This is a genomic window from Nafulsella turpanensis ZLM-10, from assembly GCF_000346615.1.
Classification (GTDB): Bacteria; Bacteroidota; Bacteroidia; order Cytophagales; family Cyclobacteriaceae; genus Nafulsella; species Nafulsella turpanensis.
The window spans coordinates 24,180-40,902 of sequence record NZ_ANNU01000030.1; the positions used below are offsets into that span (position 1 = coordinate 24,180).

General features: G+C 48.5%; 15 protein-coding genes. 6 read left to right on the forward strand and 9 right to left on the reverse strand.

Features of this window, described 5'->3' with window-relative positions:
* Positions 1–67: 67 nt before the first annotated feature.
* Together F752_RS0112485 and F752_RS0112490 are read right to left on the reverse strand one after the other, a co-directional pair.
* Positions 68–775 carry a LytR/AlgR family response regulator transcription factor gene (locus tag F752_RS0112485; protein ID WP_017732085.1) on the reverse strand — a complete coding sequence of 236 codons (708 nt, stop codon included), beginning with the start codon at positions 773–775 and terminating at the stop codon, positions 68–70.
* On the reverse strand, positions 762–1,868 hold the full coding sequence (locus F752_RS0112490) for a sensor histidine kinase (protein WP_017732086.1): 1,107 nt from the start codon (positions 1,866–1,868) through the stop codon (positions 762–764). Before F752_RS0112490 ends, F752_RS0112485 begins: the two co-directional genes overlap by 14 nt.
* A 217-nt stretch (positions 1,869–2,085) precedes the next feature.
* Here F752_RS0112490 and F752_RS0112495 point away from each other — a divergent pair, with 217 nt between their 5' ends.
* Positions 2,086–2,463 (forward strand): MotA/TolQ/ExbB proton channel family protein, encoded by a 378-nt coding sequence (locus F752_RS0112495; protein ID WP_017732087.1) that lies wholly within the window; start codon positions 2,086–2,088, stop codon positions 2,461–2,463.
* 47 nt (positions 2,464–2,510) lie between these two features.
* Here F752_RS0112495 and fabF read toward each other — a convergent pair whose 3' ends face one another.
* From fabF to F752_RS0112520, 5 genes are all read right to left on the reverse strand, one after another.
* Positions 2,511–3,764, reverse strand: coding sequence for a beta-ketoacyl-ACP synthase II (fabF, locus tag F752_RS0112500; protein WP_040664581.1), 1,254 nt, complete (start codon positions 3,762–3,764; stop codon positions 2,511–2,513).
* A gap of 123 nt (positions 3,765–3,887) precedes the next feature.
* Complete coding sequence (gene murI / locus F752_RS0112505) at positions 3,888–4,715, reverse strand: glutamate racemase (protein WP_017732089.1); 828 nt, start codon at positions 4,713–4,715, stop codon at positions 3,888–3,890.
* Between the two features lie 75 nt (positions 4,716–4,790).
* A complete protein-coding gene (locus tag F752_RS26980; RefSeq protein ID WP_017732090.1) occupies positions 4,791–5,165 on the reverse strand; it encodes a YkvA family protein in 375 nt (124 codons plus the stop codon).
* Between the two features lie 95 nt (positions 5,166–5,260).
* Positions 5,261–5,641 (reverse strand): DUF4260 domain-containing protein, encoded by a 381-nt coding sequence (locus F752_RS0112515; protein WP_017732091.1) that lies wholly within the window; start codon positions 5,639–5,641, stop codon positions 5,261–5,263.
* Positions 5,642–5,692: 51 nt separating this feature from the next.
* Positions 5,693–8,419, reverse strand: a complete 2,727-nt coding sequence (locus F752_RS0112520) for a putative LPS assembly protein LptD (RefSeq protein WP_017732092.1) — start codon at positions 8,417–8,419, stop codon at positions 5,693–5,695.
* Between the two features lie 74 nt (positions 8,420–8,493).
* Here F752_RS0112520 and F752_RS0112525 point away from each other — a divergent pair, with 74 nt between their 5' ends.
* The 4 genes from F752_RS0112525 (at position 8,494) to F752_RS0112540 (ending at position 13,030) form a co-directional block, all read left to right on the forward strand.
* The gene (locus tag F752_RS0112525; protein WP_026135716.1) at positions 8,494–9,276 is read left to right on the forward strand and encodes an N-acetylmuramoyl-L-alanine amidase family protein; all 783 of its coding nucleotides are present in this window, start codon (positions 8,494–8,496) and stop codon (positions 9,274–9,276) included.
* 15 nt (positions 9,277–9,291) lie between these two features.
* Positions 9,292–10,227: an MlaD family protein gene (locus F752_RS0112530; protein WP_017732094.1), complete on the forward strand. Its 936-nt coding sequence runs from the start codon at positions 9,292–9,294 to the stop codon at positions 10,225–10,227.
* A gap of 110 nt (positions 10,228–10,337) precedes the next feature.
* Positions 10,338–11,993 (forward strand): acyl-CoA carboxylase subunit beta, encoded by a 1,656-nt coding sequence (locus tag F752_RS0112535; RefSeq protein ID WP_017732095.1) that lies wholly within the window; start codon positions 10,338–10,340, stop codon positions 11,991–11,993.
* Positions 11,994–12,178: 185 nt separating this feature from the next.
* Positions 12,179–13,030 carry a transglutaminase-like domain-containing protein gene (locus F752_RS0112540; RefSeq protein WP_017732096.1) on the forward strand — a complete coding sequence of 284 codons (852 nt, stop codon included), beginning with the start codon at positions 12,179–12,181 and terminating at the stop codon, positions 13,028–13,030.
* Positions 13,031–13,085: 55 nt separating this feature from the next.
* On the opposite strand, the gene F752_RS0112545 is transcribed toward F752_RS0112540, so the two are convergent.
* Positions 13,086–13,568: a hypothetical protein gene (locus F752_RS0112545; protein WP_017732097.1), complete on the reverse strand. Its 483-nt coding sequence runs from the start codon at positions 13,566–13,568 to the stop codon at positions 13,086–13,088.
* A gap of 166 nt (positions 13,569–13,734) precedes the next feature.
* On the reverse strand, positions 13,735–15,849 hold the full coding sequence (locus F752_RS0112550) for a sensor histidine kinase (protein WP_017732098.1): 2,115 nt from the start codon (positions 15,847–15,849) through the stop codon (positions 13,735–13,737).
* Between the two features lie 72 nt (positions 15,850–15,921).
* Between F752_RS0112550 and F752_RS0112555 the strand changes: the two genes are divergently transcribed.
* Positions 15,922–16,665 carry a LytR/AlgR family response regulator transcription factor gene (locus F752_RS0112555; RefSeq protein WP_017732099.1) on the forward strand — a complete coding sequence of 248 codons (744 nt, stop codon included), beginning with the start codon at positions 15,922–15,924 and terminating at the stop codon, positions 16,663–16,665.
* The last annotated feature ends 58 nt before the right edge of the window (positions 16,666–16,723 follow it).

Genomic DNA, 16,723 nt, shown 5'->3' on the forward strand with positions numbered 1-16,723 from the left:
TTCCAATGTCATATTGAAAAAGCCCTCAGAGTTCCGATGATCCTTTTGTGCCAGTTATTTCAAATTTTTACCGGCTAAGCTGTTCCAGTACCTCCTGCCGAAAGCTGCGGCTGATGGGGAGCTGGCGATCCCCTACTTCGACAAACTCCTGTGTAAAAGCCTGCAGGTGGCGGGAGTTTAAGATATAGGACCGGTGGATGCGCATAAATTCGGGCGGAAGCTTCTGCTCGAGGACACTGATTTTTTCTTTGGTCAGGAGCATCCCTCCGGTAGTATAAATTTTTAGGTAGTCGCTCATACTCTCCATATACAGCACCTCTGCCAGTACCAGCTTTACGGTTTTTCGGTCTACCCGTATAAAGAGATGTTCGCGTGCTTCCTCCATATTCAGTGGGCCGGGAGCGGAAACTGGCTGTAACTGCCGGTATTTATCCAGGGCCTTCAGAAAACGTTCGAAGGAAACAGGCTTAAGCAGGTAGTCGACCACATCCAGCTCAAAACCTTCCAGCGCATATTCACGGTGGGCCGAAACCATAATTACCCGTGGCCTGTGATGGAGGGAGCGCAGAAATTCAAGCCCGTTTAGCTGCGGCATCTGGATGTCGAGAAAGAGGAGGTCTGGCTGCTGTTGTTGTAGCGCCGAAAAACACTCCAGGGCAGAACAACACTCACCGGCCACGCTAAAGCCGTTCACCTTCTCCAGGTGATTCTTTAAAATTCGGCGGGCAATGGGCTCATCATCCACCAGCAGACATTGTACATCATGGTAGGGCATAAGCGACTTTTGGGTCAGTGTTTAAACTGAGCTGCAGTTCGGCACCATAGGAACCGGCGGAAATTCCGCAGGTACGTAACTGGTATCTCCGTGGGTAAAGTAAGGCCAGTCTTTTTCGGACGTTTTTCAATCCGATGCCTCCTGCCATAGCAGAGGGATTGCGAGTAGGGCCAACAGAATTAGTTACCTTAAAATGCAAGGTTCCTCCCCGCATAAGGGCCTCCACTTTTAAATGGAGTCCATCGGTACTCCCTGAAAAACCATGTTTAAAAGCATTTTCCAGGAAGGGAAACAGGAGGAAGGGTGCAATGAGGTAATCTTCCAAGGGCCCCTCCATCTTTATATCCACCTCGAGCCGCCCCTCGAAGCGCAGCTTTTCCAGGCTCACATAATCCTCTATCAGCTTCAGCTCACTTTTTAGCGGAACTTCCTGCTGATGACTCCGGTAAAGCAGGGCCTCCAGCAGGCCCGAAAGGCGTAAGATGGCATCGGGCATCTGGTCGGATTTCTCCAGTGCCAGGCCATAGAGGTTGTTGAGGGTGTTAAAGAGAAAGTGCGGGTGAATTTGTCCCTTTAGCAGCTGAAGTTCTGCCTCTCTTAGCTTGAGCGTAGCCTCCAGTTGCTGTTGCCGCAGTTCGCTGAGGTGCTGCTGGCTGCGGTACCAGTGCCGTAGCAGGTTAATGGAGGTGCTGAGAAAAACAAGAAAATACAGGCTGGTTACGAGGTAAAAGATATTGGTCGTAAGGGGCGCCATATTCCCGTAGCGGTAGTCGGCCAGTTGTATAAGGGCCCCGACCATTACCAGCATTTCGGCCCAAACCGACAGGATGATGGTAAATAGTAAATAAGCAATAAAGCGCCTGTAACGCTTCCTGAGCAGGTAGCGGGGTATCAGAAAATAATTGATGAGGTAGGTAGTGCCTACCGCTACCGGCAGTAGCAGGCATACAAATAAAAAAGTATAGCGATAATCGGCGGTAAAATGCCCGAAGAAATACAGCAGAAAAGCGGCGGCGGCCAGCCAGAAAAGCAGATGGAGGAGGAGCCTTCCGGCCAGGGTATGTAAAAAGTTATGTTGCGAAGCCTGCCACATTTGCCAATAGATTATCCTCTAAAATAGAGAAAATATCCTTATCTTTTGCTAAAAGTCGGCGGGTAGCACGGTTTGGGCGATGAATGACTGCTATGCAGCTAATGCCCGAGGGGCAGTCATTCGTCGAGATTCCGGCATTTTCGGCCGATGTTTAAAAAATTGTTCGGACAGCTTTCGTAGGATTGGGAAAGATTGTTTCACCAAACCTATTTTCATTATGTTTAACTTGTTTTTTGAGGGAGGCTGGGAGTTTATGAGCCTTATTACCTTATTTGCTATCGCAATGCTTTTTTTCGCCGGAAAAGGAGCCTCGGATATTTATGGCGATGCCACTTCCTATCAGTCCGGAAAGCTGTACTATATCAGGTTCTTCGGCATGCTGGCCCTGGTGGCGGGTATATTCGGCCAGCTGATTGGCCTGTACGATGCCATGCAGGCCATTGCCCGTATGGGGGGAGTTTCGCAGGAAATGCTGGCAGCTGGCTTCAGAGTATCCTTTATCACCACCCTCTATGGCTTTGTTATTTTCCTGATTGCCCACCTCATCTGGTTCTTTCTGGATATGAAAGGAAAGAAAGCAGGTGTGGCCTCCTAAAAAGAAAGGCTGAAAGAAGCATTGATAGTTTTCTTTCAGCCTTTCTGCTATTCAGCTTTTCCCAGTACAATCGTGGCGTTGTGGCCGCCAAAGCCAAAGCTGTTGCTCATGGCATAGCGAATGGTACGCTGCTCCGCTTCGCCCTGCGGAATGTGCAGGCCGGCAGGCAAGGCAGGGTCTTTTTTCTCCAGGTTAACGACAGGTGGAATAAAACCCGTGTGCAGGGCTTTTACACAAATGAGCGCTTCGAGGGCCCCGGCTGCACCCAGTAAATGGCCCGTCATGGATTTGGTAGCTCCCAGGCTGATGTCGGTTAAATGCTGGCCAAACACTTTTTCCACGGCCTTTATTTCTGAAAGATCGCCGACAGGGGTTGAGGTAGCGTGTAAATTAATATAGCCAATCTTCTCCGCTGCCAATTCTGCATCGTCCAGGGCAGACTGCATGCTTAATGCGGCACCTTCGCCTTCCGGATGGGTGGCGGTAGCATGGAAGGCATCGGCCGACATACCGCCGCCCAGCACTTCAGCATAAATTTTAGCACCACGGGCTTTGGCATGTTCATACGACTCCAGCACGAGGGCCGCGGCTCCCTCGCCCATCACAAAACCGTCGCGCTCCTCGTCCAGGGGGCGGGAGGCTGTTTCGGGCGAATCGTTTCGGGTCGAAAGCGCTTTGAGGGCGTTGAAGCCGCCTATCCATGCAGGGGTAATGGGCGCTTCCGATCCTCCGCAGATAAACAAGTCGGCCTTGCCCCAGCGGATATAATTCATGGCTTCGATGATGGCGGTATTGGCGGCGGCGCAGGCGGAAACTGTTCCGAAGTTGATCCCCTGCAGGCCAAAACGGATAGCCAGTACACCTGAAGGGGTGTCGGGTAGCATTTTAGGCACAAAATAAGGGTTGAAGCGGGGCTGCTCACCCTGCAGGTAGAAATCGCGCACCTCTTCTTCGAAAGTGCCAACCCCGCCGTTTCCGGTGGCCCATATTACACCGCAGCGCTGCCGGTTGAGCGGCTGCTCCTCAAGGCCGGCATCGGTCCAGGCTTCCGCCCCGGCAATGAGGGCATACTGGGTAAAGGGATCGGCTGTTCGGGCCGCTTTACGGTCCAGAAAATCGGTGGCTGAGAAATTTTTCAGTTCGCAGGCAAAGCGGGTCTTAAACTTTTCGGCATTAAAGCGGGTAATAGGGGCTGCCCCGCTTTTTCCTGCCAGCAGTCCGTTCCAGCTGTCGGCTACATTATTTCCAAGAGGACTAAGCGCACCCAGTCCTGTTACGACTACTCTTTGAGGTTTTTGCATAGAATTATAAAATTGAATCAGACTTCCACAGAGCAATAGTTAATTCTCCTTCTCTGTGAATGCTGGTTTTAAATCATATCTGTTTTTCTGAAGCTCTTCCACCGCCATAGGCATGTAAGGTACTTACAAATTCAGCAGTTGAGAGCCGACTTCCTTCCCCAGGAAAAAGGCAGCCTTTTTATTGAAATCTGTAACCGACTCGGTCGTGAAATACTCTTTGCGGCCTCCTTTGGAACACAGTGCTTCAATTTCAGGGTGGCGTTGCAGGTAATCGGCCAGACTGTGGGCTACGATATGTCCCTGCGATACCAGCTGAACATGCGGAGGGAGAAACTCTCTTATTTTATCCATCAGCAGAGGGTAATGGGTGCAGGCCAGAATGATGGTATCGATATCGGCCGACTGCTGCAGGAGCTGCTCGATATGCTTTTTTACAAAATAATCGGCACCGGGGGAGTGGTGTTCGTTATTCTCTACCAGTGGCACCCACATCGGGCAGGCTTCCTGGTACACCTTTACCTGCGGGAAAAATTTATTGGCTTCAATCACATAAGATTCAGAATTGACCGTGCCCATGGTAGCAAAAATGCCTACATGTCCGCTTTTACTCAGCTCGCCAATAATTTCAGTCGTAGGCCGGATAACGCCCAGCACCCGGCGGAGAGCAGGCCCCTTCGGCAGGTCTTTCTGCTGAATGTTGCGCAGTGCTTTGGCTGAAGCCGTATTGCAGGCCAGGATAATGAGCGAACAGCCTTTTTCGAACAGGTGGTTCACGCATTCGAGGGTATACTGGTACACGGTTTCAAAGGAGCGGATGCCGTAAGGTACACGGGCATTATCGCCCAGGTAAATATAATCGTACTGCGACAGCTCTTTTACCAGCTCTTTAAATACGGTAAGGCCGCCATAGCCCGAATCGAATACACCAATAGGTCCGCTTTTTTGCTCCATGCTGCAAGTATATCATTTTCTTCCCTAATCTGTAAATTCCGGGGCTGTTTCACGGCAAGGCTTCTATGCCAACAGCTACTCCTGAACCCAGCCCCAGGCATACCAGGAGAGTAACGCATAGAGAAACACAACAGGCAGGGCGAAATACCATTTCTTTTGCAGTTTTAGATTCTGGCCTGCCGCCTGCCCGACTTCCTGCATTACATCGGCCGGTATCAGCCGAATACAAAGCGCGATAAGAGCGGGAACAATGAGGAGATCATCGAGCAGGCCAAGGACGGGAATGAAATCAGGAATAAGGTCAATGGGGCTAAGCAGGTAAGCCAGCGTGAGGAGGGCAAGAGCTTTGGCAGGCCAGGGGGTGCGGGCATGTTGCAGGGCCAGGTGAATTTTGCCTGCCTGCTCTTTAAGTTGCTTTACCTTTTGCTTGAATTTTCGGAGAGTCTCCATCTTCCTGATAAGCGAAAATAAGTGCGGCAGGTTCCCGTGGAAGGGCTTTGCGCTTAGCCTGGTAGTTAAAAAAGGGCAGGATTAGGCAAAGGAGCTTATCCCTTTACAACTGGGACTTTTTTTCCATCTCTTCCAATTAGCCCTAAATGAGTGTGCCGAAAGGATTGGGTATGTTTTAAGCCATAGCCAAGGGCGCGGTCCATGGCGCTGTGGCCAAACAGTATAAGACCAGCCAGCTGTAACAGTGGAAGAGACAAAAATAAACCTGCCACCCCTACAAGAACGGCTATTCCCTGGTGATGGAAAAAGTTGTAGCTGTAGGCTCCCCAGCGGGGACTGAAGAGGTAACCCAGCATGCCAAGGTCGGGTAGCAGCAGTAAGGCCGGAAATAGCCACCAGTCGAAGCTCATGTACAGGCTCAGGAGGAAGCAGAGCAGGAATTTCGCCCATTCTTCCAGGCGCAGGAGAGTATGCATAGTGCTAAAATAAGAAGAAGTTACAGTAGTTTGCGAAGGTGGCCAGGCAGATTAGTTATCAAACCAGCTGCGGCGACGGCTCAGTTTGAGGTCCTGCAGTACGGAAGCTTTTACATTTATATCCACCGAAAAGCTCTGGTAAGCACCGAAAGGAACCCAGTTGACGTTCATCTGCCAGCAGTGCAGGTCACGGTAAATGCTCAGGCGGGTTTGTGTAAATTCTCTTCTTTTAACATCATAGCCACTGTTAAAGCCCACCTTCCATTTGTCGGTTACTTTTAAATCGCCACTAAAGTTGGCCGACTGGGTAATATTTTGGTCGGCAAATCCAACCTTGCTGTAATTGAATGAATAGTTGAAGCGGAGCGTCCAGGGAAGGGTAAAGTCTACATATTCATTCGGGTCGTCATAAATATAGGCCATGTCTTCTTCTATGGAGGTTTCTCCAGAAGGGGTCACCAGCGGAACCCCTGCCGTATTGGGGGCTGCCATATTGGTAGTGGGTTGCTCTCCTTTGGTAAAAGTGGCTGAGCTTAGGCTGGTCGTAACGCTAAAGTTTGCTCTTGTAAGCTGGCCCAGGCCTTTTCCATTCTCCCAGGCATACTCATTGATTTGTTCCTGATACACCCGTCGGGTACCGGCATCGGAGTAAGTAATGCTATCGAGCCGGTAAATATACGGATCAATGGTGGCGCCAAAGTTAAGGGTAATAAGGTTATTAAGAATGCTGGTATTTCCACTGATAGCAATATCGCTCAGGTTAAATTCTTCGGCAATAAGGTTATAGCTTGTCCTGAAATTAAGGCTGCGCAGGAGCGATACTTTTTTATATTCCACCGTGCTGTCATTGCCGGTCCTTACTTTCATTTCAATATTATTGGTTACACCAAGGCTAATGTTTCCCTGTTCTCTGCCGCCGCTGGGCACATAGGCAAAGCCCTGGTACAGGTTAAGATAGTCACGCTGTGCTACATCATTTCTGTCATAGCCGGTAATTACCTCCTGAAACAGGCCAAATTTCTCCTGCTGGAAGTCGGGACTATAGCTAAAGCCTATGCTCGGGATAATCAGGTGACGGATGGCCTGGATGTAAGGCTCCTTGTTCCGCTCATTAAAGTAAAAGGTGCCAAACAGCTTCGTGCTCAGGCCGGTGCTGGCAGAGTAAGTACCTACGCGCGAAAATCCATTGACCGTATCTACTTCTATCCCTTCCAGTTCCTTATTATAGTCGCTGTACCGGAGCTTTTCGAGGAACCAGTACTCTTCGTAGGTAATAGAAGGCGATACCTGGAAATAGTTGAGGATATTAAATGAGGTGCTAATGGGAATAGAGTGTCTTGCGCCTGTTTTTGCTCTTCCCAGTAAGGCCGAAATATTTTCAAAGTCAAATGAAAGGGTATCATCCGCATAAGGATCATGGCTGATGATGGGCAGTCCGCTTCTGTTCCGGACGGGGCGGTTGCTAATAGAGTTGGTAGCCTGGAAAGAATAGCCGACCCCAATTTGCTCATACCAGCTTCTGCCGCTGCCACCCAGGTTTTTGAAAGGCTGCTGGCGGTTCATACTCACCCCAATGTCCGGAAGGGTAATATCAACAAGTCCTTCTCTTACATCCTGTACCACCCGGGCCCGGCTGCTGATGCTGAAGGGAGAATTAAATATGTTATTGTAGCTGTAGCTTACGCTGGAGGTAAACTGCTGCTGCAGGTTTCTTTCAATATTGCTAATGGAAGGGTTGTTGGTGGTATACGAGCTGGTACCCCCGTTTACCGAAGCAGAAAAGCGGCCTTTGCCTTTCGACTGCGGGCTATGGCTCCAGGTTACCCATAAATCTTTCGATATATTCTCAAGCCCTTCCACATCACTGATGTTTTGCCGGTTATAGCGGATATTAAAATTACCGTTATAGGCATAGCGCTTGCGGTAATTAGAGGCAAGACCAATACCGCGACTGCCTTTAGAGTAAATTTCGCCGGTAATAGCCAGGTCGAGGTATTCATTAACCGCAAAATAGTACCCACCATCTGCCAGGAAAAAGCCTCTCTTTCGCTCTTCGCCATACTTCGGTACAATTATGCCCGAAACCCGCTTTCGCGGCGCAGGAAACATACCAAACAAAAAGCCGAGAGGGGTGGAAACATCGGCTATTTTCAGGTGAAAAGGTCCGGATATTACTTTGTCGTTGGGGAGTACTTTAAGCTTGTCGGCGGCAATATGGAAGTGCGGATCTTCCAGGTTACAGGTGGTATAGCGGGCATTCTCGATATAGAGCTGGTTATCGGGTCCTTTTTTTACGGTTTCGCCATGGATAAAAGCTTCTTCCTGCTGGGTAACAATGCCTTTTATAATGGCTTTGCGGGTTTTGAAATTATAGCGGATGTTATCGGTAACAAATTGCTGCGGGCCATCGGTAAATACCGGTTTGCCTATGGTTTTGCCGAGGGAATCTTCTGTTCCGGTGGCCGTGAGCATGGTCGTTTCCCAGTTGGTGGTAATGCGGTCGGCCTCCAGTTTTATTTTGCCATAGTCGACCTTTGCACCGCCAAACATATACACCGTGCGGTCATTTACATCGAAGCGGATGGAGTCCGTGGCACTATAGTTGATAGTGGTATTGATATCGCCCCTGGGAGCAGGAACAATTGTGGTGTCGGTTTGCGTTACTTGCAAACTATCTGCCAGTGGAGCCTGAAGGCTGTCGGCCGGAATGGTTTGTCCTCCTGCAGAAAATGCAAAGGCGCATAGGAACAGAAACAGCAGAACGAACTTGTTAGACACTGGCTTTCAGATTATCTGAAAAATTTACAATTTTGTACAAAGTTATTGGATTAATAATTAACTACCGAAGGAACGTGAGAAATATTGTATCTGTCTGCGGCTTTTCCCTTTTAATTTTACTTTGTGCTTTTACCCCTGTAGGGAAGGTGGAGTATAAAATAAGAACAGTGGTCATAGATGCAGGGCATGGCGGTAAGGACCCGGGAACACATGGTGTTATATCGGAGGAAAAGGATGTGGCCCTGGACATTGCCCTGGAGGTAGGTTCTATTATTCAGCAATATTTACCCGACGTAAAAGTCATTTATACCCGTAAAGATGATACCTTTGTGGAGTTGGAGGAAAGAGCCAATATTGCCAATGAAGCGGGCGCTGATGTGTTTATCTCCATCCACTGTAATGCCATAGGGCGGGAAGATGTGTATGGCACCGAAACCTACATTATGGGAACGCACGTAAGCGACCGTAACCTGCAGGTAGCACAGCGCGAAAATGCTGTAATTTTAATGGAAGATAATTACGAGCAGAAATATGAAGGTTTTGACCCTGAGTCGCCGGAATCGTATATTATGTTTTCGCTGATGCAGAATGCTTTTATGGAAAACAGCCTTCGCCTGGCCTATAATGTGGAGCACCAGTTCGAAGAACGGGTAGGACGCCACAGCAGGGGCGTAAAACAGGCTGGCTTTGTGGTGCTCTGGCGTACGACCATGCCCAGCATTTTAGTAGAAGTAGGGTACCTGACAAATAAAAAAGAAGAGCGTTTTTTGAACGACGATTTGGGGCAGACCTATATAGCCTCCGGTATATTCAGAGCCTTCCGCGATTATAAGGTGGAGATCGAATCTATGAACTAACCCAAACTTATCCTTGTGAAAATTTCGAAAGAAGCTAAAGTAGGAATTCTGGCTATCAGTGCCATTGTAATTCTGTATATAGGATTTAACTTCCTGAAGGGTATCAATTTCTTTGATCCTTCTGTCACCTATTATGCAGTCTATTCCAATGTAGATGGTCTTTCTGTTTCCAATCCGGTTAAAATTAACGGTTACCGTATCGGGAGGGTAAGTTCCATTGAACTGCTGCAGGCTGGTGAGGAGCCCCGGATGCTGGTAGGCATGGATGTAACTGACGACCTGAAAGTATTTCGCGGATCGAAAGCGGTGTTAGTAGATGACGACCTTCTGGGAAGTAAAGCCATTGTAATGCAGATAGAAGCAGGCGGCCCTTTGCTCGACGAGGGCGATACCCTGATTAGTGTAATTGACCAGCCCCTTACAGCCATGATTCAGGAAAGAGCCGACCCCATCATTGCCGATATTGATACAACTTTAACCCGTGTTAACAATATTCTGGGAGAGTTGTCGGGTAGCGGAGGCAAGGTAGAAAGTGCTGTGGGAGAGCTCGACCAAACGGCTCAGCTGCTGAAGCAGATGGTGCTGGAGAACAGAAGGGATATTAATGTAATTATCAATAATATGCGGCAGCTCACTGAAGCACTTACGGACCCTGAAAGCGGCATTAAGCCTTTTGTGGCCAAACTGAACCAGGTGGCCGATACCCTGAATGACCTGCAGCTGAAACAAACCGTTGCCAGTGCCAATCAGGCGATTGCCAGCCTGGAGAAAATTACCAAAGGCCTCGAAAATGGGGATGGAAGTCTCGGAAAGCTGCTGCAGGACGACTCGCTGTATACCAATCTTAATAAAAGCTCTGCCGACCTTGACCGACTCCTGATAGACATCCGGGAAAACCCCGGTCGTTACATCGACCTGGATTTCTCTCTGATAGGCGGCGGTAAAAAATAAAGAAAAAACTTCCGAACAATCGTTAGGCTGGCCTGCTTCTTTCTGTGGCAGGCCAATTTTTTTCTATATATTTGGCATACCTGTTTTTTTAGCTTAAATCTTTACATTTTATGGATCTCGCCTTCAATAAAAACGAAGACCTTCTCAAACAGAAAATCTATCAGCTCAAAACCCGCCTGGAAAGAGTTCAGCAGGGTGGAGGCCCAAAAAAAATAGAATCGCAGCATAAAAAAGGAAAGCTTACTGCCCGCGAGCGAATTGACTACTTAACCGACCAGGATTCTGAATTCCTCGAAATTGGCGCCTTTGCCGGGGAGGGAATGTACGAAGAGGTAGGCGGTTGCCCAAGCGGTGGTGTAGTAACCGGCATTGGCTATGTGTGTGGCCGGCAGTGCGTGCTGGTAGCGAACGATGCCACGGTGAAAGCCGGTGCCTGGTTCCCCATTACAGCGAAGAAAAATATGCGGGCACAGGAAGTGGCCATGGAAAACAGACTTCCTATTATTTACCTGGTCGACAGCGCCGGAGTTTTTCTGCCCATGCAGGACGAGATTTTCCCGGACAAAGAGCACTTTGGCAGGCAGTTTCGCAATAATGCCCGCATGAGCAGCATGGGCATTATACAAATTGCCGCTATTATGGGCAGCTGTGTGGCCGGTGGTGCCTACCTGCCCATTATGAGCGATGAGGCCATGATCGTCGATAAAACCGGCTCCATCTTCCTGGCAGGCTCTTATCTGGTAAAAGCTGCTATAGGCGAAGATGTAGATAATGAAACCCTCGGCGGTGCCACCACCCATTGCGAAATATCCGGTGTAACCGATAATAAATACCCTAACGATGAAGCCTGCCTCGATGCCATTCGTAAGCTGATGGATAAAATAGGCGATGCCGATAAAGCAGGCTTTAACCGCGAAACACCCGCCCCACCGGCGAAAGATGAAAAAGAAATTTACGGTATCTTTCCTTCCGACAGGGTAAAGCCTTACAACACCCGCGACATTATTGAGCGCCTGGTCGACAATTCAGAATTTGATGAATATAAAGAAGAGTATGGCAAAACCATTTTGTGTGGCTATGCCCGTATCGATGGCTGGTCGGTAGGCATTGTAGCCAACCAGCGCCAGATTGTAAAAGCCAAGAAAAGCGGTGGACCTTCCGGCGGTACTCAGAACGAAATGCAGATGGGCGGCGTAATTTATTCCGACTCTGCCGATAAGGCGGCCCGCTTTATTATGAACTGCAACCAGCGCAAAATTCCACTGGTATTTCTGCAGGATGTAAGCGGTTTTATGGTAGGTAGCCGCGCCGAGCACGGGGGTATTATTAAAGATGGAGCCAAAATGGTAAATGCCATGGCCAATTCGGTAGTACCCAAATTTACCATTGTCATGGGCAATTCCTACGGTGCCGGAAATTATGCCATGTGTGGCAAGGCCTACGACCCCCGCCTCATCTACTCATGGCCAACGGCACAAATGGCGGTAATGAGTGGTGCATCGGCAGCCAAAACCCTTCTTCAGATAAAAGTGGCGACCTTAAAAGCCAAAGGAGAAGAAATTACCCCCGAGGCAGAACAAAAGTTGCTGAAAGAAATTGAAGATAAATACAACGAGCAGCTGAGTCCTTATTATGCTGCCGCCCGTTTGTGGGTCGATGGAATTATCGATCCGCTGGAAACGCGTAAGGTTATAAGCATGGGTATAGAGGCCGCCAACCATGCCCCTATTACCGAACGCTTTAACGTGGGAGTACTGCAAACCTGATTATGGGACGGTCCCTGGCATTGGACTTTCGCTGTATGTACGCTAAGTTTGTAAGCGGAAGGAAAATTCCGGAGAAAAAAAGTGGAAATAGGATAAGCGAGGGAAAGTGCAGGAAAGTGTTTTCCTTCGCGAATTAATATAAATGGCAGTCTGCCGCTAGGGTGGCAGCTGCACAGGGGAGAGCTATGGACAGCAAAGAGCTAAAGGCACTGGTATCCTTACTCGACGACGAGGACTCAGAAGTGCTTTCGCATGTAGAGAAGAAAATTGTATCGCTTGGAGAAGAGGTAATCCCCTTTCTGGAACAGTATTGGGAAGAAAACTTTAATCCCATTGTCCAGCGGAGACTGGAGGATTTGATTCATACCCTGCAGTATGATTTACTGAAAAGCCGCCTCCATGATTATAAAGAGAGTGGGGGCGAAGACCTGCTGGAAGGAATGTGGCTGGTTGCTACTTACCAGTACCCGGAGTTAAGCCTGCAGCAGCTCAGGCAGGACCTGGAGCAGATTTATTATGATGCCTGGCTGGAGTACAAATCCGACCTGCACCCGATTGACCAGGTAAAGCTGCTCAATAGCGTATTGTTTAGCAAGCTCCGTTTTGCGGCGAATACCCGCAATTTTCATTCACCGGCCAATTCCTTTATCAATAATATTCTGGAAACCAAAAAGGGAAATCCTATTGCCCTTTGTGTGGTGTATATGCTGGTGGCCCAGAAGCTGAAAATGCCCGTGTTTGGGGTAAACCTGCCCAACCTGTTTATTCTTACCTATAAAACCGACCAGGTGCAGTTTTATATCAATGCTTTTAACAGGGGATTGATATTCTCGAAGAATGATATCGATAACTATATCGGTCACCTGCATCTAACGCCGGAAGAGGAGTATTACCAGCCCTGCAGTAACCTGACTATTATTAAAAGGGTGATTCGCAACCTGATAGCCGCTTATGAGAAGATAGGCGACCATGAAAAAGTGGAGGAGGTGCGGATGCTGCTTTATACTATTTCCGACCCCGGCGATCCTAAGTTTTAAGCAGGAAGTGAGGTGCCTTGAAGCGCCTCTCTTCCTGCTTATAAAGCTTAACCGCCTATTCGGGCCACTCAAAACATTCGTCTTCTTCAGAGTAAAGTGGTCCCCACTGTATTTCCGATACCACCCCTTCATCGAGCCAGAAGTTAATGCCGGCTTCTTCCGAGGCAATAAGTTTGTGATCAGGGCTGTCGTCCGATGGCCAGTCCTCAAAAATGAGCTCGTTCAACTCCAACTCGTTGAGAAAGTCGAGTAATTCTTCCCGGCTCAGGCCAATGAGGCTGCGCCCTTCAAACTGGTAGTGCGGGGCACTTACCGAAAGGTTAACCAGCCGCCAGTCTTCCTGTTCGTCGAAAGAGGCCGAAAGCTCCAGTGAATCGTAATGCCAGGCTTCGGTGAGCTCATCTTCCTCCTCGGTAGGCGGGAAGGTGTCAATTTCGTCTGGTTCCCCCAGAATGTCACTTACTTCTCTTCTGCTCATGCCGAACCTGAGTTGGCCTAATCCTTCACCGGCAAGTATATCTTTAAAATCTTTGTTCATGTACTTTTTTCTTTTGGTTGTGTATCCATCAACGCAGCAATAAAAGGCTTGTTTTAAGATGGTGGGGTGAAATTTACATCAGCTGCCTGATTTAATATACAGTATCTTTTCTTTTTTTCTTCCTGTGGATAATGTACAGTGCGATTTTAAGGATAATCGGCCTGGCTTAAACCACTGTAACTTCCGGGGTGTTGTAGGGGGCGAAGGGCTGTTTGCTAAGCAGGCGAAAGCTAAACTGGGAGCCAATGTCTTTTTCGCTGCTGATTTCCAGTTGGGTGCCATGCAGGGCTAAAAACTCCTGGCAGAGGCATAGTCCTAAACCAGTCCCTTTTTCTCGTGCCGTTCCGGGGGTGCTAAAAGTATCTTCAGGGTCGGCGACTCTTTTGAGGTGTTCAGCCGACATGCCTATACCCGTGTCGCTGATGCTGAACCACAATCCATTGTTTTCGGCACGGACAATTACTTTAATGGTGCCATAAGCGGGGGTGAACTTAATGGCATTGCTGAGCAGATTCCGGATGATAAAATCGATCATGCCATGGTCTCCGTGGGCTACCACCTCTTCCGGAACATCGGTCACCAGGCTCAGCTTTTTTGCTTCCGCATTAAAGCTGTAAAGTTCTGTATTCTTCTGCACGATGGCTTTCAGGTCCAGAGGTTCTGGTCGAAAGGAGAGGGTGCCCATTTGGGTGCGGGACCAGTTGAGCAGGTTGTCGAGCAGGAAAGACAGGTTATTTACCGATTCGCGTGTCTTGCCTGAAAGCTTAGACATTTCTTCTTCCGAAATGCGGGTGGCATGCTGGGTAATGATACTGATAAAAGAATCGAGGGTGGCAACCGGGCCGCGCAGGTCGTGCGAAATAACAGAAAACAGCTTGTCTTTTATTTTATTAAGCTGCCGGAGCCCATCTTCCGACTGCCGGAGTTTATGAATGGTCGCCTGTAGCTCGAGGGTTTTTTCCTGCAGGGCTGCGGTGCGCGCTGCCACTTTCTCCTCCAGCTCCTTTTTTTGCTGTTCTACCAGCTCTTTTCTTTCTGTTTCCTTTTCCCTTTCGAGCCGCTCCCGTTCCAGGGTTTGATTAAGGGCTTCCTGCCGGGCTTTTTTCAGGCGGTAAGCAAGACCCAGCGAAAAGAGAATTACCTGCGCAATAACGCCCAGCTGTACAGCATAGCGGCTCATTATACTTTCTGTTAGCAGGTGCATTTCTTTAATAATGAACATATTAGCACCCAATACGAAGAGCAGGTTAGCCACAATAAAGAAAAGGGCAGGGGTGTAGCCACGGAGGTAGGTAAGAATACCAGCCAGCAGCATACTGCTCAGTACTGCCGTGCCCATAACCCCTGTAACATCTATGGTCAACTCATACCATGACAGCTCAAAAAAGAAGGCCAGCAGCCCCATTGCAATGGGCACAAAACAGAGAACCAGCAGCAGGTTAAGAAAGCGATTGAGCCACGGAATCATGTCCTTTGTGGAGAGGTAAGTCTTCGTAAACATGATGCGCATGATGTTGGTCACCGGCACAATAAGAGAAAAGCTGTAGGCATTCCAGACAGGCTGGTTTTGCCAGATAGTCTGCAGGCTAAAGCCATAGTAGAAGAAAAAGTAAAGGCCTATCCCTACAATCGAAAGCACATAATAAAGGTAACTGATATCGCGCACCGCCAGGAAGAGCATGAGATTATAGAAAGCCATTACCATGATGATTCCGAAGAATAATCCCTGTACCAGTAATCTTCTTTCATTTTCCTGCTGCAGCACTTCCACAGATTTTAGCTCGGCCTTAAAGGTAGCGGGAAGCGGGTGGCGGTTATCGGTGTCCATTCTTACCCATACCACTGTCTTTTCATTTGGCTCCAGAACAAAGCGGAACAGTGATTTATGGTGGGGGGAGCTTCTGCTCCCATAGGGAACAAAAAGGCCGCTCCGCATTTCGGTCAGGGATGAACCCTGCTGGAGAAAAAGAGAGAGGAAAGGAACTTCCCCTACCGAAAGAACGGCTTCTTCGGCTTTATTAGCGGTGTTGAGGACGGACCATTGTACCCACAGGACTCCTTTATCGGTGGGAGTATAAACCTGCGTCAAGGCAGAAGGGGGAAGAGACTGCACCTCCTGTAAAGTAAAAACACGAGCGGTATCGGTAAAGAAGAGCAGGTTTTGCCCTGTGAAAGGATTGGCACTGGCACCTGCTGCACCAGATAAAATCCACAGAAAAAGGAGCATCCGTTTCTGGTAAACGTTCAGCCGTCCGCTTTTTCTGCAGATAGTTTTACACATATCGGGTTTTAATTTTGATTTAAGATATAAATTACGGAATTTTTGTCAAAGAACTAGCTAAAGTTTTGTCAAATGAAGGATGCCCGAATTTATATTGTGGAAGATGATTATGTGGTAGCCAAAAACCTCTCTTTTTTACTGGAAAACCTGGGGTACCAGGTGCAGGGAATTTCTGAAACAGGAGAAGAAGGGCTGTTGCAGATTAAAAAGGAAAAGCCTGAGCTGGTTATACTGGACATTGACCTTGCAGGCGTACTCAATGGCATTGAGGTAGGAAAGAAGTTAAAGGAGCAGTTTCATGTTCCTTTTATTTATATTACCGCCCATGCCGATGGAAAAACCATGAGCGAAGCGCTTCCTACCGAACCCTGGGCTTACCTGGCAAAGCCGTTCAATGAAAATACTCTTCGCTCCTCTATCGAGCTGGCACTTTACAAGGTATATCAGCAAAAACAGTCCCCACCTGCTGCCGAAGCGGAAATCCGGGACAGGAAGTATACCATGGACGATGCCATTTTTATTAAATCAAAAAACCGCCTGGTAAAAGTAGCTCTGCACGATATCCTTTTTGTAGAAGCCAACGATATTTATGCGAATGTATATACCCATGACCATAAATACATGGTTAACTACACGCTGAAAGCCATAGTAGAGAAATTCCCTGAGAAAAACTTCCTGCGTGTACACCGTTCCTACCTGGTAAACCGGCAGATGGTCGAAGCCATCGAGCATAACGAGCTGCTCCTGAAAGGGCACCGGATTCCGGTGGGTAAGACCTACCGCGACGATTTAATGCGTTATTTTGAAGTAATGTAACCGTTCCCTTGGGTATTTGCTCCGTTCACCCCATAATACTTTGCACTGACCGGTTTTA